Below are 24,686 nucleotides of genomic sequence, written 5' to 3'. Positions count from 1 at the left end.
CATTGCGGATACGGCTGGTAATGTATTTCCGGAGTCGCACCAGCCTCGTTCCTTCCTTTTATAGCGACTCAGCCTGCACTGAAATAAATAGGCTTCGGTCAGCATTCCCACACCCCGTCCCGCCACCATCGGGGCGCTGAAAGAGTGCAAAAACAATTCCGGCACCACAAACCCTAACAAACTCCTACCGGGGCCACCCCTCTCGAGATGGGAATTGGTAAGTCCCGTGATAATAATAGCTTCGATACCTTAATTTCTTTCTTATTTTTTGGCTAAGAGTCCTGCAACGCCACGGGACCAAAACTCCCCTCTGCGAGAGGGGTGCCCGGGTTGTAGGGGCGGACCTAAGTGTCCGCCTGCGAACGGGCGGGGTGTGAGTGCCCCAGTGCCGGGATTGGGGCGGCGTACGCCACGAAAAAAGACATCACACAATTGTAATGAGCTCAAAAAAAGAATTACCCCAACGTAACCACAGCCCTGAAAGGGCGGCATACCACAGCCCGGGGTGACAACCCCGGGATTGCGGCCCCACACAAATAGAGCCCTGAAAGGGCGGCATACCATCAGGAGTTGCGTCTCGAATCGTGCGCAGCCATTGCGGATACGGCTGGTAAATTATTTCCGGAGTCGCACCAGCCTCGTTCCTTCCTTTTATAGCGACTCAGCCTGCACTGAAATAAATAGGCTTCGGTCAGCATTCCCACACCCCGTCCCGCCACCATCTGGGCGTTGAAAGAGTGTAAAAATAATTCCGGCGCCACAGACCCTAACAAACTCCTACCGGGGCCACCCCTCTCGAGAGGGGAGTTTTGTATCCCAAATATTAACAACATTATAGCCTAAAAATGATACACTGACATACTATGCGGTGACACAGTGATAATGCCCCTCTCAACAGGGGAGTTTTATATCCCATATAATATTAAGGTCAAGATGGGGATAAAATGAAACCCTCCAAGGGTTTAGGAACCCTTGGAGGGTTACTGGAGTTTGGCTAAGTTCTGATGCTAATCATGGCCGATAAAGCCGGGTTTAGCAGTTTTAGGTGGTTCTGCTTTCGGTACCTTTTGTTCATGAAGCCGTCAAAACTCACCCCTATGGCTTTGCTGTAGTATTCCGCCCTGAAGCGGTTACAAATGTCTCCTGTCGTCCACCTGCTGTTTTCTTTCTCGGGGTACCACTTGGCACGTTGCAGCATTTGGACCGGTGGATCATTCTGCCTGCTGCAGTGTTCAGCGGCAAGCAGTAACAGACTGTACACCGCTGTAACAAACTTAGGTACACCTTCGGCGGAGTGCTGGTTGCGCACCTGTGCCTGCCCGCAGCCCATCAGGGTTTTCTGCTCTCGAAAGTTGACTTCAATCTCCCAGCGCCAAACATAAGGAACCCTTGGAGGGTTAAGCGGGGCCAAAACTTCTATCAAAAAACCGTACAAACCTTGCTCACTGAATTCGGCAGATTCAAACCCGTCTTTTCTGCAATCTGCAATCGGCGGTCGGCGGTCGGCGGTCGGCGGTCTGAAATCTGTCGTCTGCTGAGGAAAAAAAGCAACGCATTGATCTTCGATTTGGGGGGTGTCAATCTGTCTGTGCGCCCTTGATGTTCTCTGAGTTTTACCCAAAAAAATAAGAGCCTTGGCATGCCCGTGCGTTTGGTGGCAGGGCTTTGTGGTTCGGTGTGCGGTTTGGCGTTGCAGCTGCTGCTGCCGTTGCCGCTACTGTTGCCGCCGTAGCCTTTTGGGTTTGGTTTGTGGGGTTTTGTGTGCGGGTTTTGGTTTGTCCGCAGGTCCTTTATTTGAATTTTTGTGATTTTAAAGTATTTTATCAGGCTAATTTGTTCACCATTGCACCCTGTTTGATTCTGCACTGTGGCGTGGTGCAACTGCTGTATATTCAGACTTTCAGGCTGTTTTTTTATCTGATCGTTTCAGCACCCTACATCTGCTCTATCACTTTTTTTGAAGCCTGTTGCAGGCTTTTTTCATATCAGAATATTTTACAAGATGATTATTAACCCGACTTTCGCCAAGGAGCTTGCGATCAGCCTGCTCGAGATTAATGCTGTTATTCTGCGTCCGCATACGCCGTTTCGCTGGACTTCCGGCTGGAATTCTCCTATTTATTGCGACAATCGCCTGACGCTGCGTTTTCCGGAGCTTCGTGCTAAAATTGCGGATGAGTTTACTGCCTTTATCCGGGAGACCTATCCGGATACGGATGTGATTGCGGGGACTTCAACGGCGGGTATTCCGCATGCGGCCTGGATTGCTGATCGGATGAATAAGCCTATGGCGTATGTTCGCAGCAAGCCGAAACAGCATGGCACGACCAATCAGATTGAGGGCGGCATTCAGAAAGGGGAAAAGGCGGTGATTATTGAGGATTTGGTTTCTACGGGCGAATCTGCGATTTCCGTTGCCAAAGCCCTGCAGTTTATCGGCGTTGAGGTGCTGGGCATTGTTTCTATTTTCAACTATGGGTTTACGCAGGCAGCGTCGCGTTTTGAGGAGAAAGAGTTAAAGGTGAATGCGCTTACCAATTATGATACCCTGCTCGAAGCGGGGGTCAAGTTCGGTTTTGTTGCGCAGAAAGATCTTGAGCTGCTTACGGCCTGGCGGCAGGATCCGGAAACCTGGCCGAAAGGTTTGTGAGGTCAGCACCATCTGCGTCATTCGTTTTTTAGCCATATATAAGGTAAGCCCGGCATGAATCCATCAGGAGAGCCCACCGGCGATCTGCAGTTTTGGTCGACCGCGCAGTTGCTTGCGCTTGGTACGCTGCAGCGGCTGCAGTATAACCGGAGCCGGTATGAGGCTGAAGCGGCAGATACCGCGGAGGCGCTTGGTCCGGAGGCGCGACATGAAGCGCTGTGTGCGCAGCTTGAATCCATTTGTCTGGACCTTCAGCGCTACCGTAATTTATATCAGGCCTGCGACGACAGCGGGGATGAGCGCCTGGTTTCGGGGCTGTTTCTGCTTTTTCAGCGGCTGCATAACAGCTGGCACCGGTTTCATCATGAGCTGCTTGAGCTGCCGGCTTCCCGGATTTCAGGCTACATACCCGAAACCGACCGGCAGCGGGCTTTGTGGAATCCGGATGTTTTTGAGGATTCACCTTTTGAGGATACTGCCCTTCCGCCTTCCTTGCCGGACAGCCGCAGCGTGAGTGAAGCACTTCAGCGCACCGAACAGCTTCGTATCCGGTTCCGGAGATCGGGCTGAGTTTGCTTCTGCCAAAAAGTCAGCCCAAAGGTGTCAAAACCGCTAAAATTGATTATCTTTAGGTTTGGCTGAAAAACGGCTCACTTTCATTTCCACACACCAACACGTAGTACTGAAGATCTTGGAACAAAAAACATATTTTATTGAAACCTACGGCTGTCAGATGAATTTTTCTGACTCTGAAATCGTGAATTCTATTATGACCGATCAGGGGCATAAGGCAGCTGCGAGTCCTGAACAGGCCGATATTGTTTTTGTGAACACCTGCTCCATCCGGGATAATGCTGAGCGCAAAGTCTGGGATCGCCTGAAGTACTTTCGCTCGGTTCGAAATAAGAATCAGCAAGATCAGATTGTGGGGGTGCTGGGGTGCATGGCCGAGCGTATCCGGGAGAAGTTTCTGGATGAAGAAAAGCTGGTCGATCTTGTGGTTGGTCCCGACGCCTACCGCGATATCCCGAACCTGCTCGCGCAGGTTGATGACGGTCGTAAAGCCGTGAACGTGATTCTCTCTCTCGAAGAAACCTATGCCGATATTGCTCCGGTGCGCACTACAGGTAACGGGGTTACGGCTTTCGTTTCGATTATGCGCGGCTGTGACAATATGTGTTCGTTTTGCGTCGTGCCTTTTACCCGCGGACGTGAACGCAGCCGTTCGATTGATTCGATTTTGGATGAAATTCGTCAGCTCAGCGAAAATGGTTACCGCGAGGTGACGCTTCTCGGGCAAAATGTGAATTCGTACAATGATAACGGCACAACCTTCGCTGAGCTCATGTACCGGGCAAGCCTTGTTGATCCTGAAATGCGGATTCGCTTTTCGACTTCTCATCCGAAAGATTTCCCTGATGAGTTGCTGAGCATTATCAATGAGCGGCCCAATATCTGTAACTATATCCATATCCCGGCGCAGTCGGGTAACAGCGAAGTGCTGAAACGCATGCGGCGTCCGTACACCCGCGAGGCCTATCTCAGCCTGATTGACCGCATGAAGGAAATTATTCCGGGGGTTGCGCTTTCTACGGATATCATCACCGGGTTCTGCGGGGAGACCGAAGCGCAGCATGAAGATACGCTTTCGCTTATGGATATTGTGCGCTACGACCTTGCCTATATGTTTGCCTATTCCGAGCGCGAGCGCACGCTGGCACACCGCAAGTTCGAGGATGACATCCCCGAGGAGGTTAAAAAGCGCCGGCTTTCTGAAATTATCGAGCTGCAAATGCGGAATCAGGCGGCTCTCAACCGTGAAGAAATCGGGCGCACACATCTTGTATTGGTCGAAGGTGAAAGCAAGCGCAATGCGGCGCAGCTCAGCGGTCGTACCGATACCAATAAGATGGTGGTTTTCGATCGCATGGACTATCAGCCCGGCGAGTATGTGAAGGTTCGGATTACGGACAGAACTGCCGCAACGCTGAAAGGCAAGCCGCTCGGACGCAGCTCCATACAAGCTTTCAGTCAGTCTGAATATGCGGATTTAAAAGCTGAGCCGGTTCGCGTGTAAGTTTCCGTCTTAATAAGGCAGTCCGCTTCATGCCGGTCTGCCTTTTTCTTTGGGAGGCGGCAGGCTGCACAGAAGGTCAACATTACCTACAGGATTTGATCAAATGAACGAGAACATTCGCAAGATTCAGGACAAATACGGGCTTATCGGTCATTCCGAAAGCCTTATGCGCGTGCTTAACAAGGCGGCGATGGTCGCGCCTACGAAAATCAACATTTTACTGCGCGGGGAAAGCGGCGTCGGTAAAGATGTGATGGCGAAGGTGATTCACGGACTGAGCGAGCGCAAGGATAAAAAACTGGTGATTGTCAACTGCGGAGCCATTCCGGAAGGCATCATCGAGAGCGAGCTTTTTGGTCATGAGAAGGGATCCTTTACCGGGGCTGATCAGGCGCGGCAGGGCTATTTTGAAATGGCCAACGGCGGCACCATTTTTCTGGATGAAATCGGCGATACGCCCAAGAATGTGCAGGTCAAGCTTTTGCGCATACTCGAAAACGGCGAGTATTACCGGGTCGGATCAAGTGTTGTAAGCAAGACCGATGTCCGCATTATCACCGCTACCAACCGTGATTTATGGGATGATGTGCAGAAAGGACATTTCCGCGAAGATCTCTATTACCGCCTTGACACGGTGACCATTCACATCCCGCCCCTGCGCAACCGCAAGGAAGATATCCCCCTTATTTTCCGGAAGTTTGTGGAAGATTATGCCCGCAAGTATGATTCCGTGTTTCAGGGCTTTTCGGATGACGCCAAAGAGCTTCTTGTTTCCTACCGCTGGCCAGGCAACATCCGCGAGCTGCGGAATGTGGCCGAACAGCTGGTCGTGCTGGAGAAGTCGCAGTTTGTGACCGCCGAGAAGCTGCAAAAGTATCTCAAAGGCCGGCAACATCACGGCTCAACCGATAACCTGCCGATGGCGATTGGCAGCGGGTACCGGGAGCAGTCGGATGAGCGCGAGCGGCACATGTTTTATGCGACGCTTCTGGAGCTGCGGACCGAAATTTCGGACATCAAAAAAATGCTGGGCACCCTTATTTACAGCAGCATGAACCCCGACGGCAAGCCCCTGCGATCTCTGCCTTTGCTTGGTGCGCCGGTCAGCGGCGACAGCCCTTATCAGCAGGGGTACCGCGAGCCGGGCTGGAATTATGAATCGGAAGGCTACCCGGGCGGCAAAGGGACGCAGGCCGGGCGCGGAATTCAGCCCGAAGGTAAGCGCGGGACGGAAGTCCAAACCGAAGAAGCCCCCGAAGAACCGACCCTTCTTGATTACCTTCGCAAACTTGATGACGTGCCTTCCATCGAACAGACAGAGAAGTTCCTGATTCAGTACGCGCTCGAGCGCTTCGACGGCAACCGCCGCAAAACGGCTGAAACGCTCGGCATGAGCGAGCGCACGCTTTACCGCAAAATCGATCAGTACGGACTCCAACCGTGAAGCCCGCCCGCGCACCCATGCCCATGAACCGGCTTATCAAAAACCGACTTTACGCGCTTATGAGCGCAGCGGCTGCGTGTCTGTTGCTTGCGGGCTGTTTCACCTACAGCTTTACCGGCGTTTCCATCCCTTCGGAAGTCCGCACGGTGTACATTCCCTTCTTTCCGGACAACTCTAATTCCGGTCTTGGATTTCTCTCCGAAGATCTCAACGAAGCGCTCATCAATCGTTTTGTAAACCAAAGCCGGCTGCGGCTGTCTTCAAATCCTGATGAGGCCGATATTTTCTTCGAGGGCACCATTACGAACTATCGTAACCGCCCCTTCAGCGTTTCCGGCGACGACCGCACCGATTTGAACCGGGTTGAAATCACGGTCCGCGCGACCTATCAGTTTCAGGACCGTGACGAGCCGGAGTGGACCCGCAATTTCAACGGCGTGTTTGAGTTCGATCCCAATGAAGACCCCATCGACGGTGAGCGTGAAGCTGCCCTTGAAGCCATGCAGACCATCGCCCGTAACATGTTCAACGACGCGCTCGGCAGCTGGTAGGTGCAGCTGAGGCCCGCTTTCATTCCCATAAAATCCATCGTTTTTTATTTTTTGTATGATGATGAAATCCTTCCCCTTCCCGCTTCCGGAATCGCTAAAAAGTCATGTAGAGCTTTTTGAACGCAAACCGGATAAGGCCATCGAAGGACTTCACAAACATCTCAAGCGCCGCGGCAACGACGCAGTGGGTTATTTTTTACTGGGCTGGCTGTATCTGCAATCGGGCGATCAGGTTAACGCGCTCAAGTGCGCTGCAATGGCCAAAGCCTTTGCCCCGGGTTCGCCCTTTTTTCATTATCTCCCCTACTACTTCCAGCACCCCGACGGTTTCGAAGCCTGGCTACCGGTGCTCTCCGATGACGCGACCGTGCAGCAGCAGTGGCTTCCTGAAAAAGATCAGCGCTTTTTTGTGGATATCGATCGTCTCATACAGCAGCTGTCCAATCCGGAAGCTACCCGCATCCGAATGAAGCAATCAGAGGAAGCACCCAAAGCCAAACAGCCGGCAGTCAACCGCAGCGAAGACCTTGCGACCCTCACCCTCGCAGGCATCTACGAGAAACAAAACCGCATTGAAGAAGCCATCAAAGTGCTGCAAACTATCGCAAAGCAAGACGAAACCCGGGCCGCACACTGCGAAGCAGAAATCACCCGCCTGAAATCGCTTTAAAGCCTGGGCAAAGATGAGTACTGCCCGAGATTGAGGTGGTTATGAGTGTCATCCTGAGCGAAACGCAGCGCAGTCGAAGGCTCTCGTTGTGCTGGGCTTGGGGCCTGAATAGCAAGGGTTTGCAAAGCAAGCGAATTGAATAAAGACAGGCGGGAATTGTGATGATTTTTCTGGTCCCAACCCACCCGAGTCCCGTCATCCCGGAAATGCTGCATTTCGGCATATTTTAACCACACCAAAGTTATGCAGCATTATCCGGGATCTGCCAAGGTGGCGCTGTCGCGATGTAATAGCGGGTTTGGGATGTTTGTTCTAAATTGGCTAAACCCGCACGAGAATGCCTGCTACCGGCATTGACACACACCAAAACTGGTAGATCCCGGATAACGCCGGTGGTCTATACTGATATTTATCAAGCACCTGCGTAGGCGTTTCCGGGATGACGCCGTGGGGGCTTCGGGGGTCCGGTACATAAACAGAGCACGGATTAACAGGGCGTCTGAACCAAAATCCCAAGCTCCATCCCCAGATCCTTCGACTCCGCCTCCGGCTCCGCTCAGGATGACAGTGTCGAATTGAAAACCACGGCGCGGCGAGCCACGCCTTTTGTCGCGAAGGCCGCTTGACATTTAGTAAAGTGTCATCCCGAACATCGGGACATGAAAAGGGCGCAGTCAAAGCCCCAACCGTACGCACTGCCGCAAAACGTAATCAAAGCATCATGTAAGAGATCTCAATGCATGGAAGCTCCGATCAACGCCGCGGGAAATCCCCCAAAAAGTTAATTCGGCATTCCACTTTCCGCAATCTGCGGTCTGCCATCCGCCGTCCGCGGTCAAAATACATCCTTCGGCTACGCTTCCGCTTTCACAAAGGGATTGAATTTCTTTTCATGTCCAACAATGGTTTTCGGACCATGGCCGCAGTACACTTCTGTTGACTCGGGCAGGGTGTAAATTTTTTCGAAAATCGATTTCTTCAACAGCTCAAAATCTCCTTTGTAAAGGTCGGTGCGTCCGATACTGCCGTTGAACAGCACATCCCCGGCAACTACGAAACCGTCTTCCTCAAAATAAAGAGAAACGTGATCCGGGGCATGTCCCGGGGTGAAGAGACTCAGGAAGCGGAAGCCTGCGATTTCACAGGCTGCATCGTGCGGAAGCGGCTCCGGGATAAAGTCAAAGGGCCGCATCGAAACACCGAACATCTCCACTTGTTTGTGAGAGTTTTCCCAGAGATACATATCCGCGTGCGACATATACACGGGCACATCAAAACGGTCAAGCACCCGCTGCAGACCCATAACATGATCAACATGCGCATGCGTAATCACAATGGCTTTAAGCTGCGCTTTGTGATCATCAAGCAGGTCAATCATCTGATTGAGCTCGGAAGCTTTGGAAAAACCGGCATCAATCAGCAGGGCGGCACGGTCGCGGATCAGCAGAAAAGTGTTTTGGCTGAATGGATTTACTGTAAGGGTTTCAATCGTAATCATAGCAACAGCGAAAAAGCGGAAAGGTTGAGCAATAAGGTTTGGGGTGAAGCCGGATGTTCATCTAATAAAAAAAGGCGAGACCCTCAGAAAGAGTATCGCCTTATGGAAAAACCTGACGGGTCTGACTTATGATTTCTTGCCATAGCGCTTGTTGAACTTATCAACACGGCCGGTTGCAGTAATCATTTTCAGATTTTCGTTGTAAAAAGGGTGATTTTTGGAGTCAACCTCAGCGCGGTAAGTACCATCTTTGGTCTTCATAGTGCTGCGGGTTACAAACTCAGAACCATCACTCATCACAATCGTGACTTCGTTGTATTCGGGATGTATATCTTTTTTGGGCATGATGAACTATTCGTTGCTTGGCTAATTGTAAACAGATTCGAAAGATAGGCAAGTTTAAGCTGAGTTGCAACGCAAGCTTTTATGCTGCGAAGCAATCGGCATGACCCGTCAGAAATACTGCGCCGGATCATCATTGTCATCGGCATCATCGTCCCCGAACTTGCCAAGCGAACCGAGCATACTGCCCACCATATCGCTGTAGGTCATGTTCAGGTCAAGGTCTTCCCGTCCAAGCATTGAATTCTGATGAAGGGCATCGAGCACGAAATCCATAAAAATGAAGGCCTCGCTTGCGGCAGATGGTTTCACCTGCTTGCGCACCAAATCCTCGAGTCCATCCACGGCAGCAAGCCTTTGCTGATACGCAGCCTGCGGCAAATCGTCGGCAAGCTCTACCTTTCCACCCTTTCCAAACCACTGCAGCACCGACTGAAAGGCCGCACCGCTTTGCTTTCTGTTCTGCGGATCCGGGAAATACTTTTTGAAAATGGTGTTGACGGCTTTACCAATCAGCACTTTGGCCACATTCACAGCACCTTCCTGTTCGCCTTCATACACAAGCTCAAGCTTCCCGGTCAGGGCCGGAACCATGTGATACAGATCGCTGATCCGAACTGAAACGGGTTCACCGGTGAGAATACTCCGACGCTCCGCAGCGGAAACAAGCTGTTCCATGGCTGTGATGGACATGCGCGCCGACACCCCGCTTTTTTGATCCACAAACTCTGACTTGCGGGCTTCAAAAGCAACTTGTTCCACAATTTCGCGCACAAAGTACGGGATGTTTGTCGCGCTCCCGTTACGGGAAACCCAGGCTTCCTGCCCTGTAATTTCCACACCCACATCAATGGATTTAGGATAGTGCGTGATGATCTGAGAATCAATCCGGTCTTTGAGCGGGGTGATGATGTTGCCCCGGTTCGTATAATCTTCCGGGTTGGCAGTAAACACCATGAGCACGTCAAGGGGGATACGGATGTTGAAACCGCGGATTTGTATATCGCGCTCCTGCATGATGTTGAGCAAGGCTACCTGAATGCGCGGTTGCAGATCTGGTAATTCGTTGATGGCAAAAACGCCGCGGTTCATACGCGGAATCAGACCGTAGTTGATGACAAGCTCGTCGGCAAGCGTGCGCTTTTCGGTTGCGGCTTTGATCGGGTCAACGTCTCCGATGAGATCGGCTACGCTTGTATCGGGGGTGGCAAGCTTTTCCGCAAACCGGTGCTGCCTTGGCACCCACGTAATCGGGGTTTCATCTCCCCTTTCTGCCACAAGGTTTTTGGCGAAGGGGGAAATGGGCGCAAAGGGATCGTCCATGAGTTCAGAGCCTTCCACAACGGGCATGAACGGGTCAAGGAGTTGCGGAATCATGCGGATTAGTCGGGTTTTAGCTTGCCCCCGCAGACCAAGAAGAATAAAATCATGCCTGGAAAGTAAGGCGTGCTGAAGCTGCGGAATAACCGTTTTTTCGTAGCCTTTTATGCCTTCAAAAAGCGTATCCTTGTTCTTCAGGGCTGTCATCAGATTGTTTCTGATTTCTTCTTTAACTGATTTGGGCTGCCAGCCGGTAGCTTTGAGTTGTCCAAGCGTTTTGGCGCTTGTATCCATAGTATATGCCTTTTTTTCAATTTGGATTTACGCGCAGATGGACCACTTCACCAAGCTGCGCCTGTAGCTTCTGCCCTGTTAAAACTAAAAGCTTTCCTATTTAATTCAGCGAAAAGGTACTGATCACAAAATGACTTATCGCTTTTGGAGCGCTGTTGCGGAAACAGCGGCTTGGGTGAGCGCCCGGCTTTTAACCAGCGTCTCATCCCACTCTTCAGCGGGTTCGGAGTCAGCGGTAATCGCGCCACCTGTTGCGTAAAAGAGCCGTCCGTTGCGACAGATGGCCGTACGAATCACCACATTGAAATCGAAATCATCTTCCGGACTGATGTAACCGATGGCCCCGCTGTAAATACCCCGGCGGTATGTCTCCAGCTTTTCAATATCCCGCATTGCACTGATTTTGGGGGCGCCCGTCATGGAGCCCATGGGGAAACAGGCCGCAAGGGCTTCAACTGAGCTGACGCCTGATCGCAGCTCGCCCGTCACGGTAGAAATCATCTGATGGACCGTACCGAATTTTTTGATGGCGAACAGCTCCGGTACCTGCACACTGCCTGCCGCACAAACGGCGCTGAAATCATGGCGCACCAGGTCCACAACCATGAGATTTTCTGCGCGGTTTTTCTCCGAAGCCAGGAGCGCGGCTGCAATTTGTGCATTCTCAGCATCGGAAGCGGCAACGGGGGCCGTACCCTTGATTGGCTCTGAAATCAGCCGGTTCCCGGCTCGTTTAAGAAAGCGCTCGGGGGAAGCGCAGCATACCCGAAAATCGCCGAATGCGAGCCAGGCCCCGAATGGTACCGGTCCACGCGCGCGCATTGCAGCATACAGCGCGAACGGATCGCCTTCATAGGTACCGGATAGCTGTCGACTGAGATTGATTTCGTAATAATCCCCTTCAAAAATGGCCCGCTGTGCCTGCCGGATGATGTCAAGATAGCGCGCCCGATCTGTCTCCGTTCCTGTTTCAATTTCAAAACGAAACGCATCCGCTGTTGCGCACAAGTTTGTCGGGGGAGCAAGCCAGGTTTCGGGCAGCTCCGGTCCTTCCGTCACGTCCAGCGTGCCGCTACCGGCGGCGTAACGCAGCACCCGTTCAGGCACCATCAGCCACAAATCCGGTGCGCTGACCGGGTCGGGATTCGCGGAATGCAGCCGCTCAAGTCCGTTTTTGAGATCATAGCCGAGATAGCCGAACATCCACTGCCCGGACCATTCCGACCGGAAGTCGTGCAGGGCGTGCCAGGGGTTTTGTTTTTTTCGGGTGATGGCACCTGAGGCCTTATGAAAAGTCGCTGTGTGATCCCGGCACTGCAGGATAGCGCGGGCGCCTGCCGCAACCAGCGCATCCCCGTTTTGCTGTGTTTCCAGCATCACGACCGGCATCTGCCCGCTGAGTCGGCGGATGAGCGCGTCGAAATGCGCCGGAGCTATGAAGTGCGGCATTACAGCTTGTGCAGGGGGTTGAGGTTTTGGTTTCGGTAGGTTTCAAAGACCGTGCAAACACGCTGCAGCATGGGATGATTCACCGCTTTTTTGCGCTTACCAAGCCGCGCAACCGGCGCAATTTCGCGCAGGGAGCTTGTAAGGAAAAGGGCTTCAGCCGATTGTACATCCGCAGGACTGTGATGGCGTTCCTGCACCGGAATGCCTGCATCAGCGAGGGCTTCACAGATCAGGCCGCGCGTAATGCCGTGCAGGGCGCCGCTTTCCAGGGATGGTGTAGATACCGCGCTTCCGCTGATCAGAAAAATGTTCGACAGCGCCCCGCAAGCCAGGTTACCGGCCGCATCCCAAAACAGCGTATCGTCGAAGCCCGCGTTATGCGCCGTACGTAGTGCCTGTACCGCAGGCTGATAAAAACTCCATTTTACGGAGGCATCCCATGCGTCGGGCGGTATGCGGCGAAAGTCCCCCGCATGCAGGGCTACGGCCCGGCTTTGCGGTTCGAAGGCGGCTGCCATCATCATACAAAAAAAGACCGGCGGTGCGTCTGCGCGAATGCCGCTGCAGTCTGCGCGTCCGGCCTGAATCCTAACGCGCGCCCCAGTTTCGCTAAGTCCGCACTGATCAATCAGCTGCAGGAGTTCGGCGGCGGCGGTATCGGGATGGAATGCCTGCGCGTGATACTGCGGATCAAAGCCGAGCTGCGTGAGTCCGCGCATCAGCCGGTCGAGGTGCTGCCGGAATCCGAGCACTTTTCCACCGGGATACACGCGTAAGGTTTCAAAACAGGCTTCGCCAAGGGCAAGGGCCCGCGCATCAGCCGGGAGGACGGCTTCTTCCCGCGAAACCAGCTTTCGGTTGAACACTGCCGGCTGCGCCATCAGGGTTCCGTGCTCAGTAGTGCATCGAGAAAGTCGTAGTCTTCAGGACCGGAAAATCCCAGTCGTGAGCCGAACAGGCTGCCATCGGGCCGAAAAGCCAGCAAGCTCGGCAGACCGGGCAGACGCACTTCATTATAATGTTCGGTGCCATCCACAAAAATAAACGGTAAGCCGTGCGCTTCTTTGATTTCGCGGATGTGCCCGGCGTCGTCTTTAACCGCTGCCGATATTACGACCGCTTCCGAGCCGTGGGTCTGAATGCGGCGGAACAAATCCTGCTGCGCTTCATCGGCGCGTCCTGACCATGAAGCCCAGAATAACAGAATGAGGGGCTGCTCTCCGCTTAGTTCAGCGGGCGTAATGCTGCCGCTTTCAAAAATTGCGGGGTAGCGCTGCTCAAGATGTTCCTGCCCGTCGCCCACGCGCTCGGCAAATCGCTGCTGCTGCGAGCCCATGAAGCGCAGGTTAAAATAAATGATGAGCACCACACAAATGCCGGCCACAACCAGCATAAACGGAATAAAATATTTTTGATCAAGTCGCATGTCGCAATATAGGCAGTGCGGGTGAAAACATCATTAAGCCGGATGACCCGCTGAATCCCATCAGAAGTTTCTTTATTGGGCTGAAAATGGATGGTCCAAGAAAAATATCATCATCCCCAAGCCAAAAAAACAAAAGGCCGGCCTGCACCTGGCAGACCGGCCTTTGATGGGTATTACCCTGTTTTTAATTTCAGCGGTGAAGCTTATCCGATTTCGATTTTGCGGCTTACGGCTTCTTCGCTCTTGTCGATGGTTACGCTCAGGATACCGTCCTGCATGGCGGCCTGAATGCTGTCGCGGTTGATGTTGCGCGGCAGGGTGAAAGAGCGGGTGAACTTGCCGTAGCGGGTTTCAACGAGGTGATACTTCTTGGTTTTGTCTTCGTTTTCGTAACGGCGCTCACCGCTGATGGTTAGGGTATTGTCTTCGAGTTCGATGTTGATTTCTTCTTTCTTCAGCCCCGGCAGGGTGACCTGAATCTCGAACTTATTGTCATGCTCTACAATATCGACGCCGGGATGGAACATACCGTTGCGGTCAATGGCGCGGGTTGCGTTTGCGGTGTCGAAGAAAGTGTCGAGCATTTCAGAAAAGGTTCTTGGGATCATGTTGTCAGTGTTATGATCGTTGCGGAATCTTACGAGTGTCATGGCAATTCTCCTTTTAAAGGTTATTTGTGATTTTTTTGAGTTTCAATTTCACCTAAGAAAAGGCAAAGCCTGTGCCACTCCTTCCGGCCCAATGCCAACTGACAATTTGATTTTATCCCGCTTACGGCTTGTCAGCGCGCGTCTGCAAGCTTTTCAGCCCCCCTGAATACACGTCAGGCCGCGGTGACGAAAGGTCAGCCGCGGCCTGACAAAAACTGCTTTACTGCTGGTGCTGCTACTGCTGCCTACTTTTTCTTCTGGCCTGCCTTCCACTCTCGTGAAATCATGAAGGCCAGCTCCAGACTCTGCTCATAGTTGAGGCGCGGGTCGCAATAGCTCTGATAGTTGGTGCTCAGGCCCTGTGCGCTGAGGCCGTTGGCGCCGCCGACACACTCCGTGACGTCTTCCCCCGTCATCTCAAGGTGCACCCCGCCGAGAATGGTGCCCATCTCCCGGTGAATCGCGAAGCTCTTCCGAATTTCTTCGATGATGTCATCAAAAGCCCGCGTCTTGATTCCGCTGTCGGTTGCAAAGGTATTGCCGTGCATGGGGTCGGCGCTCCAAAGCACATTCAGGCCTTTGCGCTCAATTTTATCAATCAGCTTGGGCAGCTCGGTCTCTACCGTTTTGCGGCCAAAACGGGTGATGAGGGTAATTTTTCCTTCTTCATTTGAAGGATTCAGCATTTGGACCAAATCCGCAATTTCATCGAGATCGTAGGGCGGGCCGACTTTAATGCCAACCGGATTTTTGATACCCCGGAAATACTCCACATGCGCTTCTTTGGGATCGCGGGTGCGGTTGCCAATCCACGGCAGGTGCGTGCTCATGTTGTACCAGCCATCCTTGTGCGGCGAGCGGCGGGTCTGTGCGGCGTCGTAGTACAGGTTCAGGGCTTCGTGACTTGTGAACATTTCGACCTGACGCAGGTTCACGAGCTCAGCTGGTAAAATGCCTTCCATGAAGCGAATCGCGCTGGTGATGGAGTTCACCATTTTGGCGTACTCATCATAAAACTTGTTCTTCTTCATGAAATTCAGCTCCCAATACTCCGGATGGTGCAGATCCGCGAAGCCGCTGCCTTCGGTGAGCGAGCGCACAAAATTGAGCGTCAGGCCAGATTTATGGTAGGCTTCCACAAGGCGCTGCGGGGATGGCTTGCGCAGTTCGGTATCGACTTCGAAAGCATTTACCACATCACCGCGGTAGATCGGGTACTCCACATCATCAACGCGCTCGGTTGGTTTGGATCGCGGCTTGGCGTACTGCCCGGCCATCCGCCCCAGCCGGATCACCGGAATATTCATTTCGTGCACCATAATGAAGCTCATTTGCAACAATACTTTGAGAAGCTTCACAATATGCGCGTCGTTGCAGTGATCGAAGGTTTCGGCACAATCGCCGCCCTGCAACAAAAACATTTCACCCCGGGAAGCTTTGGCAAGCTTGCCCTTCAGGGCGTCGATTTCCCAGGAGTTAACCAATGGCGGCAGCTGTTTGAGCTGCTGAAAGGCTTCTTCCAGCGCCTGCTGATCGGGATAATCCGGCAGCTGACGTATCGGGAAGTTTTTCCAGCTTAGGGGGTTCCAGTCCGTTGTTGGTGCTGCAGCTGCTGGTGCAGCCTTTTTTTGATGTGTATCGGTTGAATGCATGAGCAAAAAATGTACGTCCTATAAGTCAGGCAGAAAATTGAGTATCAGTAAAAAGCTTGTTTAAAGACGGCAGGTCTTAGTATAAAGGGCGCTAAAATAAGGTTTTCGGGGCGTAATTACTTCTCTTAATTCATGCTGCATGATTTAGCGCGGTAACCGTAACCGCAGGGGAAAGCGGAACTATGTTAATGCAGGAAACCTTATCTTTGGGATTGGTCTTTTGCAGAACCTGAAGCTATTGTGGCTCAGCCTAGTTTATCGAAAAGCCTTTCGGTGCAATCCCAAACCCATCCCAAAAAAACACATTTTGTATTCGTCCATTATCGTACGCGGCGCCCGCGAGCATAACCTGAAAAAAATCGACATCGACATTCCCCGCGAACAGCTCGTCGTCATTACCGGACTTTCCGGTTCGGGAAAGTCTTCTCTCGCTTTCGACACCATCTATGCCGAAGGGCAGCGCCGCTTCATGGAGTCGCTCTCGGCCTACGCGCGGCAGTTTTTAGGGATGATGGAGCGTCCTGATGTGGATTTCATCGACGGGCTTTCCCCGGTGATTTCCATCGATCAGAAAACGACCAACCGGAATCCGCGCTCAACGGTCGGCACCGTAACTGAGATTTACGACTACCTGCGCCTGCTCTACGCCCGGGTCGGCATCCCCTACTCCTACCTGAGCGGCAACAAAATGCAGAAGCAAACCACCGATCAGGTTGTGGATACCATCATGCAGCTGCCCGAAAAAACGAAGGCCTACTGCCTTGCGCCGGTCGTGCGCGGCCGCAAAGGGCATTACCGCGAGCTCTTCGAGCAAACCCTGAAACAGGGCTACATCCGCGTGCGGGTGAACGGGAAGTTTCTGGAACTCGCGCCGGACATGAAGCTCGACCGCTACAAGACGCATAATATAGATGTGGTCATCGACCGCTTTGTCGTGACCGAAAACAGCCGCACTCGCATCGCGCAGTCTGTCGAAACCGCGCTGCAAATGGCCGACGGCAACGTGATTTTGCACATCCCTGAAAGCGGGGGCGAATCCGCCCGAGACCAGCTCTATTCGATGAAGCTCTTCGACGCCGAAAGCGGCCTTGCCTACGAAGATCCGGCGCCCAACCTGTTTTCCTTCAACTCCCCCTACGGCGCCTGCCCGACCTGCGACGGTCTCGGCTACGACTACGATGTCGATCCCGATCTCGTCATACCCAATCACTCCCTTTCAGTGAATCAGGGCGCCATCCGCTTTCTCGGGACGCCCAAAACCAACTTCGCCTTCAAACAAATCGAAGCGGTGCTCGAAGAAGCCGGCTTCGGTCTTGACACCCCTTTCAGTGAAATTCCGGCTCCGGTACTGAACGTGCTTTTCTATGGCAGCGGGAATAAGACTTACAAAGTGAAGTACAACTTTGGCGACGGCGACGTCTTCTACAAGCAAAAGTTTGAAGGCCTTGCGGCTATGGTGCGCGAATCCTTCAGTGAAGGCAGCACCAAAGGCCAAAAAAAGAAAGCCGAAGCTTTCATGAATAAGGTGAAATGCGCTGCCTGCGGGGGCGGACGTCTCAACAAAGAAGCGCTCTCTTACAAATTGGGCGAGCATACCATCGCCGACCTCGTGCAACTCGACATCGCAGAGCTGCGGTACACCATCGACCGGCTTGAACTCACCGACCGGCAGCGGCTGATCGGCTCGCAGGTTATCAAAGAAATCCGCGACCGTCTCGATTTTCTGTTAAACGTAGGGCTGAACTACCTCACCCTCGACCGCGAAGCGCAGACCCTCAGCGGGGGCGAAGCACAGCGCATCCGGCTTGCGACGCAGATCGGCACGCAGCTTGTCGGGGTGCTCTACATTCTGGACGAGCCAAGCATCGGCCTGCATCAGCGCGACAACATCAAGCTCATCAACTCCCTTAAAACCCTGCGTGATCTCGGCAACAGCGTGCTCGTTGTGGAGCACGACCGCGAAACCATCGAGCATGCCGATTTCGTGATCGACATGGGTCCGGGCGCAGGCACCTACGGCGGTGAAATCGTCACCAAAGGCCGGCCCGAAGAACTGGCTCCCGAAACCATGACCTCCGCCTATCTGCGCTATGACAAGCTCGTGGAAATCCGTCCGAAGCGCCGCAAAGGCAACGGCAAAACCCTATCGGTGCGGGGTGCGCGCGGACACAACCTCAAGCGCGTGGATCTGGAGCTTCCCCTCGGCACCTTCATCGCGGCAACCGGCGTGAGCGGCAGCGGAAAAAGCTCGCTCATCAACCAAACGCTGGTTCCGGTGCTTTCCAATCACTTCTACCGCGCCAAACAAGCCGCCCTGCCTTACGATGAAGTCATCGGTATCGACAACATCGACAAAATCATCTCCATCGATCAGAGTCCGATCGGGCGCACGCCCCGCTCCAATCCCGGCACCTACACCAAAGTTTTTGACGCCATCCGCTCGCTCTTCGCTGAACTGGCCGAGTCGCGCATCCGCGGCTATGATCAGGGCCGGTTCTCGTTCAATGTAAAGGGCGGACGCTGCGAAGCCTGCGGCGGGGACGGCCTCAAGAAAATCGAGATGAATTTCCTGCCCGATGTGTATGTGAAATGCGAGGCCTGCAACGGCAAGCGCTATAACCGCGAAACCCTCGAGATTTACTACAAAGGCAAGAATATCAACGACGTGCTGAACATGCCGGTGAGCGAAGCCGTGGACTTCTTCGATGCCATGCCCCGCATCAAACGCATACTCGAAACCCTGAACGCCGTCGGCCTCGGCTACCTCACCATTGGTCAGCCGAGTACAACCCTCAGCGGGGGCGAAGCGCAGCGCATCAAACTCGCGCGCGAACTCTCCAAAATCGGAACCGGCAACACCCTTTATGTGATGGATGAACCCACAACCGGCCTGCACTTCGAAGATGTGCGCATGCTGGTCGATGTCATTCAAATGCTGGTCGATAAGGGCAACACCGTGCTCGTGATTGAGCACAACCTCGACCTCATCAAAGCGGCGGATCACCTTATTGATATGGGTCCGGAAGGCGGACGGGCCGGCGGGCAGATTATTGCTCAGGGCACGCCGGAAGAAGTCGCCCAAAATGACGAAAGCGTCACCGGTCGCTTTCTCAGGGAAGAGCTTGAAAGGCACGCAGCGTCCCTCAAAAAAGCGGTTACATCCTAACTGCCTGCGGCACATGATATGCTGAGTAAATAAAGGGGAATCTGAACAAGGCAATACGTATTTTCAACGACTTATACGCACTGCCTTTTCCGAACATTATTCAGCATACACCATGTCGCCCATATCATCGCAGACCGCAGAAACCGCTGCGCCAGTCAAACCCGTAGCCCGCATCGCTGACCTCGACATTTTGCGGGGGATTGCCCTTTTTGGCATTCTTGTCGTGAACCTCGCGCTGTTTTCTCACCCCATGTTTCAGTACGCGGCGGAGGGACTAATCCCCGGCGGCCCGCTTCAGGACGCTGCAGCCTTCTTCATCCGGTTGTTTTTTGAAGGCAAATTCATTACCCTCTTCTCCTTCCTCTTCGGGCTGGGCTTCTACATCTTCACGGAGCGGCTGCGCGAAAAAGGGCTAAGTCCGGGCATTGTCTTCAGCCGCCGCATGGGCATCCTTCTCCTCATTGGTCTGGCACACGGACACTTTCTGTGGTCCGGCGACATCCTCCTGCCCTACGCAGTCATCGGCCTGTTGCTCCTCCTTTTCATGAAGCGCACCGACAAAACCCTCAAAATCTGGATCGGCATCGCGCTGGGTCTCCTGGTATTCATCAATGCCGCACTCGTTGCGCTCGTTGCCTGGGGGATGAGCATGCCCGAAGCCGCCGCAGAAATCGAAGCCGCATTCGCGCAGCAACGGGCGGAGTTTCAGGAACAGATGGATCGCGGCTATATCGTCTATCTCGAAGGCAGCTTCCGCGAGATGATGGCCTACCGCCAGGAAGAGCTGCACTTTGCCTGGTTCGGCATGCTGTTTTCTCCGGCAGGCTACGCGTGGATTTTCTCGGTCTTCATCTTCGGCCTGCTCGTCGCCCGCAAAGGACAGGGCCTGCTCCAAAACCCCAAACAGCTCCGCGAATGGTTCATCCCAACCCGGCAGCGCAACCTCATTGCAGGCCTCATTTTTTCAGGGCTTTACGCCTGGTCCGGCCTGCAAGCCGACGCCGTCGGCATGAACAGCTGGGTACTCATTCAGCTCATCAGCTTCCTGATTGGCACCCCCGCCCTCACCATGGCCTACGTGGGCTACATCCTCCGCCTGCTCGAAAAGCACGAATCCGGCGAAAGCGCCTTCGGCAGACAGCTGCACCTCGCCGCCCCTGTCGGACGCATGGCCCTCACCAACTACATCCTGCAGTCCGTGATCTGCACCACCATTTTCCTCGGCTACGGCCTCGGTTTCTACGGAAGCCTGAGCCCGCTTGGTACCATTCCGCTCGCTCTCGCCATCTTCGCCGTGCAGATCGTGTACAGCAACTATTACTTCAAAACCCGCAAAATGGGTCCGCTCGAATGGCTCTGGCGCAAAGGCACCTACCTGAAATAGCCGGGCGACGACCAGGTACTGCAAGTCGCAGGTCGCACAAAAACCCCTACCCCCGGCAACATTGCCAAAACATGCTTTTTTATTTTTGGGGGAAACTCAGAGAACATCACGGTCTTTCGTGACAGATTGTGAGATCCCAAATCAAAGATGAATGCGTTGCTTTTTTGGGACGGCAGACCGCGGACCGCGGACCGGAGACCGCGGGCCGGGGAAGACGGAGAGCGGACGGTGAACGACCGCTCGTCACCCCAAAAAATGCAAAAAACGCGTCATCCCGAACACCGGGGCATGGCAACGCCACAATCAAAGCCCCAAAGATACGCTTTGCCTCAAAAGCCCATCGAAGCCCCACGGCGTCATCCCGAAAACACCCACTTAGGTGCATTATTATCAATGCCATAGCTCAACGGCGTTATCCGGGATCTACCAGCTTCGGCCTGCGACCATGCCGGTAACTGGGCCTCCAATGGCGACTGGGGGCTTTGTGGTTCCGGCTTCCCAGGCCAGCTATTGCATTGCGATAGTTCAGGCTTGGCAGATCCCGGATAATGCTGCACCTCTTTTCGTGATGGTTAAAAAACGCCGAATTGCAGCATTTCCGGGATGACGCGTTCGAGTTGGCGTTGGGGTAGGTACGGGTTCAAGTACGGTTCAGGCACGAGAACGTGGTTTGAACTGGTTTGTGAGGTTATTTTCAAAATCCTGTCCATCCCGCAATCCTAAAAATCTTGTTCAAAACAAAGGGGGGCAGGAAAAGCCAAATCTGCATACGTCGGCATCATCCGCCGTCAGCCGCAGACCTGTCACAAAAAAATTTATCCCCAACAATCCGGCTGCCGCTTGATCATTCTACATCAAAACAGAGGTGCTCGCTGAAAGCGCGGCCGTCGGTTGAGAGGCCTTCGATGGTTGCGCAGTAGGTGCCGGGGCGGTCGCCCGTCCAGAACAGGATTTCGCGGCCTTCGGGCCGGATGACAAAGTTGGGTTGCCAGTGCAGCGTCAGGCGGTTGTCTTCGGTTTCGTCCGTGAGCTGCGGGAGTACGCCGGTGTAGTTGGGTGAGAAGAAAGGCGGGGGCTCATCGAATCCTTTCAGGAAAGCAGTTACGACCGGCAGGCTGCGTCCCGGCAGTCCCTCCCCCCTGATCGTTCGGATGGAAATGACGCCTGTCGCCCCCTGCGCGCCAAAGCGGGCAAGCTGATCCGGTCGGCGAAGCACTGAGATATTGTCCACATCAGAAGCCGAGACAGAGGCAATGAGTTCTTCTTCTATAGCTGCGCCATCAATTAACAGTATCGGCGGCTGGTTCTGAATTGCACCGGTGCGTACCCGTATGCTGTTGCCGGAAACCTGAACCCCGGGCAGGCGCATGAGTAAATCAAAGATGGTCAGGCTTTGCAGCTCGGGCCTGTCACTCACCCGCAGCACGGTTCCGCCCACATCACCGTCTGCAAGCCGGCGCAGGTTTTCCTGCACATCTTCGCGCTCAGCCGTGACCGTTACGGCTTCGAGATCGAGCTGCATGGCGGCCATGATATGTTGTTCTTCAAGCAACCGGGTTTGCTGTACCTGACTTGCAATGCGCTCCGCCGATTCCTGCTCATCAGTACTGACTGCCACAAAGGGCTGCGGCGCCTTCACTTCAAAATCGGGCAAAAAATCAAACTGTTCATCCAGGCCAATCCGAACATTACTCCTGCCCCGCCGGTCGGTTGCACGAATACTGATTTGGGATGATCCCATAATATCGATGTCCGACATCAGGAAGCGCCCGTCTTCATTGGTATCGATTACAAAGAGGTCTTCATCATTCGGACCCATAGCAAAAATGACGTTGGCTTCATCAACCGGACGGCCACGGAATCCGGTGCGAATGGTTCCCGATACAGAAAAGCCGTTCTCGGGCAGCCGGATATTCGCCAGCTTTTCCGGATTCGAAATAAGCTCCCAGGCGAAGTCCTGCGGCGGCGCGGTTTGGATGAGCCAGTCAGCATGTGTCAGCATGTCGTTTTCCAGAAAGCGCGGGAGTAAAAGGGCTGGTTCGCTGAAGCCAAGAAGGTGATCGGCAAGCAACCGCTGCTTCAGACGGCTTGCAGGGAAGCCGTCCTGCGTAGGTGTTGCGGCTGAAAATTCCTGGGCGCTTACGCTTACCGTCGCCATGCCTTGTACGGCCATGCCGGTTTCATTTCTGAGGTTAAGGCGCAACCGGACCTGTTCACGGGGTCCAAAAACCGGGGCTGAGATTTCGGCTGAAAGTCGCAGCGGACGGACATCATTCAGCATGAGTACCGGCCGTCGGGCGATAAGGTCTCCGCGCTCATCCAGCACAATGAATTCCACTGCACCCGGCGGGAACAGTTCCATCGCAGCCCAACCCATGCCGCTTCCGCTCTCTGACAGCTCCATTTCGCTGAGGTAATAAATCCGTCCCCTGTGGTGTCCGAAAACGGTCACCTGACCTGCTTTTCCCCCGCTTTTCTGTACATGCAGCACAAACTGTCCGTTGTCGTGATCTTGCTGAACGTTCAGCCTTACTCCGGTTTGCTGCACCCCGGCAAGCTCGTAAGGCTGGGGGTTTTGCGGGATGACCGCTTCCAGTCGCTGCCCCGCTTCCGGGCTGATCCGGAATGCGCCAAGACCGGTCGCGTCTGTTTCAAAAGTTGCGACCCTTTCGCCCGAAGCCGTTCGGATTTCACCGGAAACGGCTGCGGCACGCCCGTCGGGCAGACTTGCCTTAACAACAACTTCAGACGTTACGCCGGCCAGCAACTGACCGCTTTCAGGGAAAAATGCAAGGCTGATGTCTTCCGTATCGGGTTCAGCGGGCCGGACAAGCTTCCCCAGCTCGGTCACCTGCAGCGGTTTTCGGAACATCAGGTTTTCTTCAAAATTGAGCATCCAGCTCGTGTATGCAGTAAGAGTGAAAGTGCCGCTTCGGGGCTGCGTTTCGCCAAAAGTGAGGCTGCCATGCCCCGAGCCGTTTTCAAGGCGAACATAGGTGCGGTCGATTCGGCTGCCGGTATCATCATAGAGTTCGACATACAGGAGTCGACTGATACCGGAGAACAAATTATCGGCCCCAGCTGTCACGAAAGCCGAAAACCAGATTCGGTTGCCCCAAAAATAGCGCTCCCGATCGGTGAGGATGAAAGCCTGTTCCCGCGGCAGATCCTGATGGTGCTGCGCAAAAGCCTGTATAACATCGATCGGATCTGACAGTGCCGGTTGCTGCGCCCGAACGTCATGAGGGCTGGCAGCCATCATCCCGAAAAAAAACACAAGAAAGAGTGTGCACCTTAGCGCAGCGGTGATGTTTGGCGGGAAGGTATTCATGGTTCAAAAATAGCTTGCGTGAGGGTGATAAACTCCGGCGGGGTCAGCTGATCGGGCCTGAGATTAAGGTCAAAACTCACCCCGTCAGGTTTATGTTCCGCAATCAGCGATTTGAGGCTGTTCGACATTTTTTTGCGCCGCTGATTGAAGGCCATACGTACCACGGTTTTGAGCTGATCGGTCGGGACTTCGAGCGGACTTTCCCGCGGCGTGAACGTAATTACCCCGCTCTCAACCTTTGGTTTGGGAAAAAAGACGTGCCGCGATACATCAAAGAGATATGCAACGGTTCCCAACAGCTGCGCCTGCACGCTCAGGATACCATAAGCTTTGCTGCCCGGACGCGCAACCAAACGCTCGGCTACTTCTTTCTGCATGAGAAACACGGCGCGCCGGAATACAGGTCCTGCATCCATCACCTTAAACAAAATCGGGCTTGTGATGTTGTAAGGGATGTTTCCGATGATGACATGCTGCCTGCCCGCTTCAAGCAAAGCATCCAACTCGACCGAAAGAAAGTCGGCATGGCGAACGTCTAAACCGAGAAATTTCAGGCGGAGGAGTTCGACCGCTCTCGGGTCAACTTCAACCGCACACACATCATCGCTCACGCTCAGAAGGTACTCAGTGAGCGCGCCTTCGCCGGGCCCGATTTCGATTACCCGGTCCCCTTTCTGAATGCCCGCCGAAAGCGCAATTTTGCGAAGGATATTCTGATCACGTAAAAAATGCTGTCCGAGGCTCTTTTTGGGTCGCAGGTTCATGGGGCTGTGCGGATTATC

Annotated in this window: 20 protein-coding genes; 8 read left to right on the top strand and 12 right to left on the bottom strand. The window is 53.8% G+C overall.

Annotation, left to right across the window (positions count from 1 at the left end):
* Positions 1 to 994: 994 nt before the first annotated feature.
* Positions 995 to 1,423, bottom strand: a complete 429-nt coding sequence (locus CYPRO_RS07830) for a hypothetical protein (RefSeq protein WP_124245567.1) — start codon at positions 1,421 to 1,423, stop codon at positions 995 to 997.
* A complete protein-coding gene (locus CYPRO_RS16430) occupies positions 1,420 to 1,866 on the bottom strand; it encodes a hypothetical protein (protein ID WP_164682641.1) in 447 nt (148 codons plus the stop codon). The genes CYPRO_RS07830 and CYPRO_RS16430 overlap by 4 nt, the downstream gene beginning before the upstream one ends.
* Positions 1,867 to 2,002: 136 nt before the next feature.
* Here CYPRO_RS16430 and pyrE point away from each other — a divergent pair, with 136 nt between their 5' ends.
* From pyrE to CYPRO_RS07795, 6 genes are all read left to right on the top strand, one after another.
* Positions 2,003 to 2,650 (top strand): orotate phosphoribosyltransferase, encoded by a 648-nt coding sequence (gene pyrE, locus CYPRO_RS07820; protein WP_114984083.1) that lies wholly within the window; start codon positions 2,003 to 2,005, stop codon positions 2,648 to 2,650.
* Between the two features lie 54 nt (positions 2,651 to 2,704).
* Entirely contained in the window at positions 2,705 to 3,220 is a 516-nt protein-coding gene (locus CYPRO_RS07815; protein WP_114984082.1) for a hypothetical protein, read from the top strand.
* A 64-nt stretch (positions 3,221 to 3,284) separates the two neighbouring features.
* Positions 3,285 to 4,727 (top strand): tRNA (N6-isopentenyl adenosine(37)-C2)-methylthiotransferase MiaB, encoded by a 1,443-nt coding sequence (gene miaB / locus CYPRO_RS07810; RefSeq protein WP_333472998.1) that lies wholly within the window; start codon positions 3,285 to 3,287, stop codon positions 4,725 to 4,727.
* Positions 4,728 to 4,830: 103 nt separating this feature from the next.
* Positions 4,831 to 6,171, top strand: coding sequence for a sigma-54 interaction domain-containing protein (locus CYPRO_RS07805; protein ID WP_114984081.1), 1,341 nt, complete (start codon positions 4,831 to 4,833; stop codon positions 6,169 to 6,171).
* Complete coding sequence (locus CYPRO_RS07800) at positions 6,168 to 6,722, top strand: LptE family protein (RefSeq protein ID WP_240644861.1); 555 nt, start codon at positions 6,168 to 6,170, stop codon at positions 6,720 to 6,722. Before CYPRO_RS07805 ends, CYPRO_RS07800 begins: the two co-directional genes overlap by 4 nt.
* A 55-nt stretch (positions 6,723 to 6,777) precedes the next feature.
* Positions 6,778 to 7,392, top strand: a complete 615-nt coding sequence (locus CYPRO_RS07795; RefSeq protein WP_114984080.1) for a tetratricopeptide repeat protein — start codon at positions 6,778 to 6,780, stop codon at positions 7,390 to 7,392.
* A gap of 853 nt (positions 7,393 to 8,245) precedes the next feature.
* Here CYPRO_RS07795 and CYPRO_RS07790 read toward each other — a convergent pair.
* From CYPRO_RS07790 to CYPRO_RS07755, 8 genes are all read right to left on the bottom strand, one after another.
* Positions 8,246 to 8,890 (bottom strand): MBL fold metallo-hydrolase, encoded by a 645-nt coding sequence (locus tag CYPRO_RS07790; protein ID WP_114984079.1) that lies wholly within the window; start codon positions 8,888 to 8,890, stop codon positions 8,246 to 8,248.
* Positions 8,891 to 9,016: 126 nt separating this feature from the next.
* Positions 9,017 to 9,235, bottom strand: coding sequence for a 50S ribosomal protein L31 (gene rpmE, locus CYPRO_RS07785; RefSeq protein WP_114984078.1), 219 nt, complete (start codon positions 9,233 to 9,235; stop codon positions 9,017 to 9,019).
* Between the two features lie 108 nt (positions 9,236 to 9,343).
* Positions 9,344 to 10,846 (bottom strand): sigma 54-interacting transcriptional regulator, encoded by a 1,503-nt coding sequence (locus tag CYPRO_RS07780; protein ID WP_114984077.1) that lies wholly within the window; start codon positions 10,844 to 10,846, stop codon positions 9,344 to 9,346.
* Between the two features lie 135 nt (positions 10,847 to 10,981).
* Positions 10,982 to 12,295, bottom strand: a complete 1,314-nt coding sequence (locus tag CYPRO_RS07775) for an anthranilate synthase component I family protein (RefSeq protein ID WP_114984076.1) — start codon at positions 12,293 to 12,295, stop codon at positions 10,982 to 10,984.
* Positions 12,295 to 13,176 carry an aminotransferase class IV gene (locus CYPRO_RS07770; RefSeq protein WP_114984075.1) on the bottom strand — a complete coding sequence of 294 codons (882 nt, stop codon included), beginning with the start codon at positions 13,174 to 13,176 and terminating at the stop codon, positions 12,295 to 12,297. The genes CYPRO_RS07775 and CYPRO_RS07770 overlap by 1 nt, the downstream gene beginning before the upstream one ends.
* Positions 13,176 to 13,721: a TlpA family protein disulfide reductase gene (locus tag CYPRO_RS07765; RefSeq protein ID WP_114984074.1), complete on the bottom strand. Its 546-nt coding sequence runs from the start codon at positions 13,719 to 13,721 to the stop codon at positions 13,176 to 13,178. The genes CYPRO_RS07770 and CYPRO_RS07765 overlap by 1 nt, the downstream gene beginning before the upstream one ends.
* 203 nt (positions 13,722 to 13,924) lie before the next feature.
* A complete protein-coding gene (locus CYPRO_RS07760) occupies positions 13,925 to 14,371 on the bottom strand; it encodes an Hsp20/alpha crystallin family protein (protein ID WP_114984073.1) in 447 nt (148 codons plus the stop codon).
* A 245-nt stretch (positions 14,372 to 14,616) separates the two neighbouring features.
* Positions 14,617 to 16,023, bottom strand: coding sequence for a 3-deoxy-7-phosphoheptulonate synthase class II (locus CYPRO_RS07755; protein ID WP_114985733.1), 1,407 nt, complete (start codon positions 16,021 to 16,023; stop codon positions 14,617 to 14,619).
* A 307-nt stretch (positions 16,024 to 16,330) separates the two neighbouring features.
* On the opposite strand from CYPRO_RS07755, the gene uvrA reads away from it, so the two are divergent.
* Complete coding sequence (gene uvrA / locus CYPRO_RS07750) at positions 16,331 to 19,189, top strand: excinuclease ABC subunit UvrA (RefSeq protein ID WP_114984072.1); 2,859 nt, start codon at positions 16,331 to 16,333, stop codon at positions 19,187 to 19,189.
* A 112-nt stretch (positions 19,190 to 19,301) separates the two neighbouring features.
* Entirely contained in the window at positions 19,302 to 20,573 is a 1,272-nt protein-coding gene (locus CYPRO_RS07745) for a DUF418 domain-containing protein (protein WP_114984071.1), read from the top strand.
* A gap of 844 nt (positions 20,574 to 21,417) precedes the next feature.
* Here CYPRO_RS07745 and CYPRO_RS07740 read toward each other — a convergent pair.
* The gene (locus tag CYPRO_RS07740) at positions 21,418 to 23,904 is read right to left on the bottom strand and encodes a hypothetical protein (protein ID WP_114984070.1); all 2,487 of its coding nucleotides are present in this window, start codon (positions 23,902 to 23,904) and stop codon (positions 21,418 to 21,420) included.
* A complete protein-coding gene (gene rsmA, locus CYPRO_RS07735; RefSeq protein WP_114984069.1) occupies positions 23,901 to 24,668 on the bottom strand; it encodes a 16S rRNA (adenine(1518)-N(6)/adenine(1519)-N(6))-dimethyltransferase RsmA in 768 nt (255 codons plus the stop codon). The genes CYPRO_RS07740 and rsmA overlap by 4 nt, the downstream gene beginning before the upstream one ends.
* Between the last annotated feature and the right edge of the window lie 18 nt (positions 24,669 to 24,686).

The sequence above is a fragment of the Cyclonatronum proteinivorum genome (assembly GCF_003353065.1).
Lineage (GTDB): Bacteria > Bacteroidota > Rhodothermia > Balneolales > Cyclonatronaceae > Cyclonatronum > Cyclonatronum proteinivorum.
Note: the sequence above shows the minus strand (reverse complement) of the source record. Positions and strands in the feature narration are given on the sequence as shown.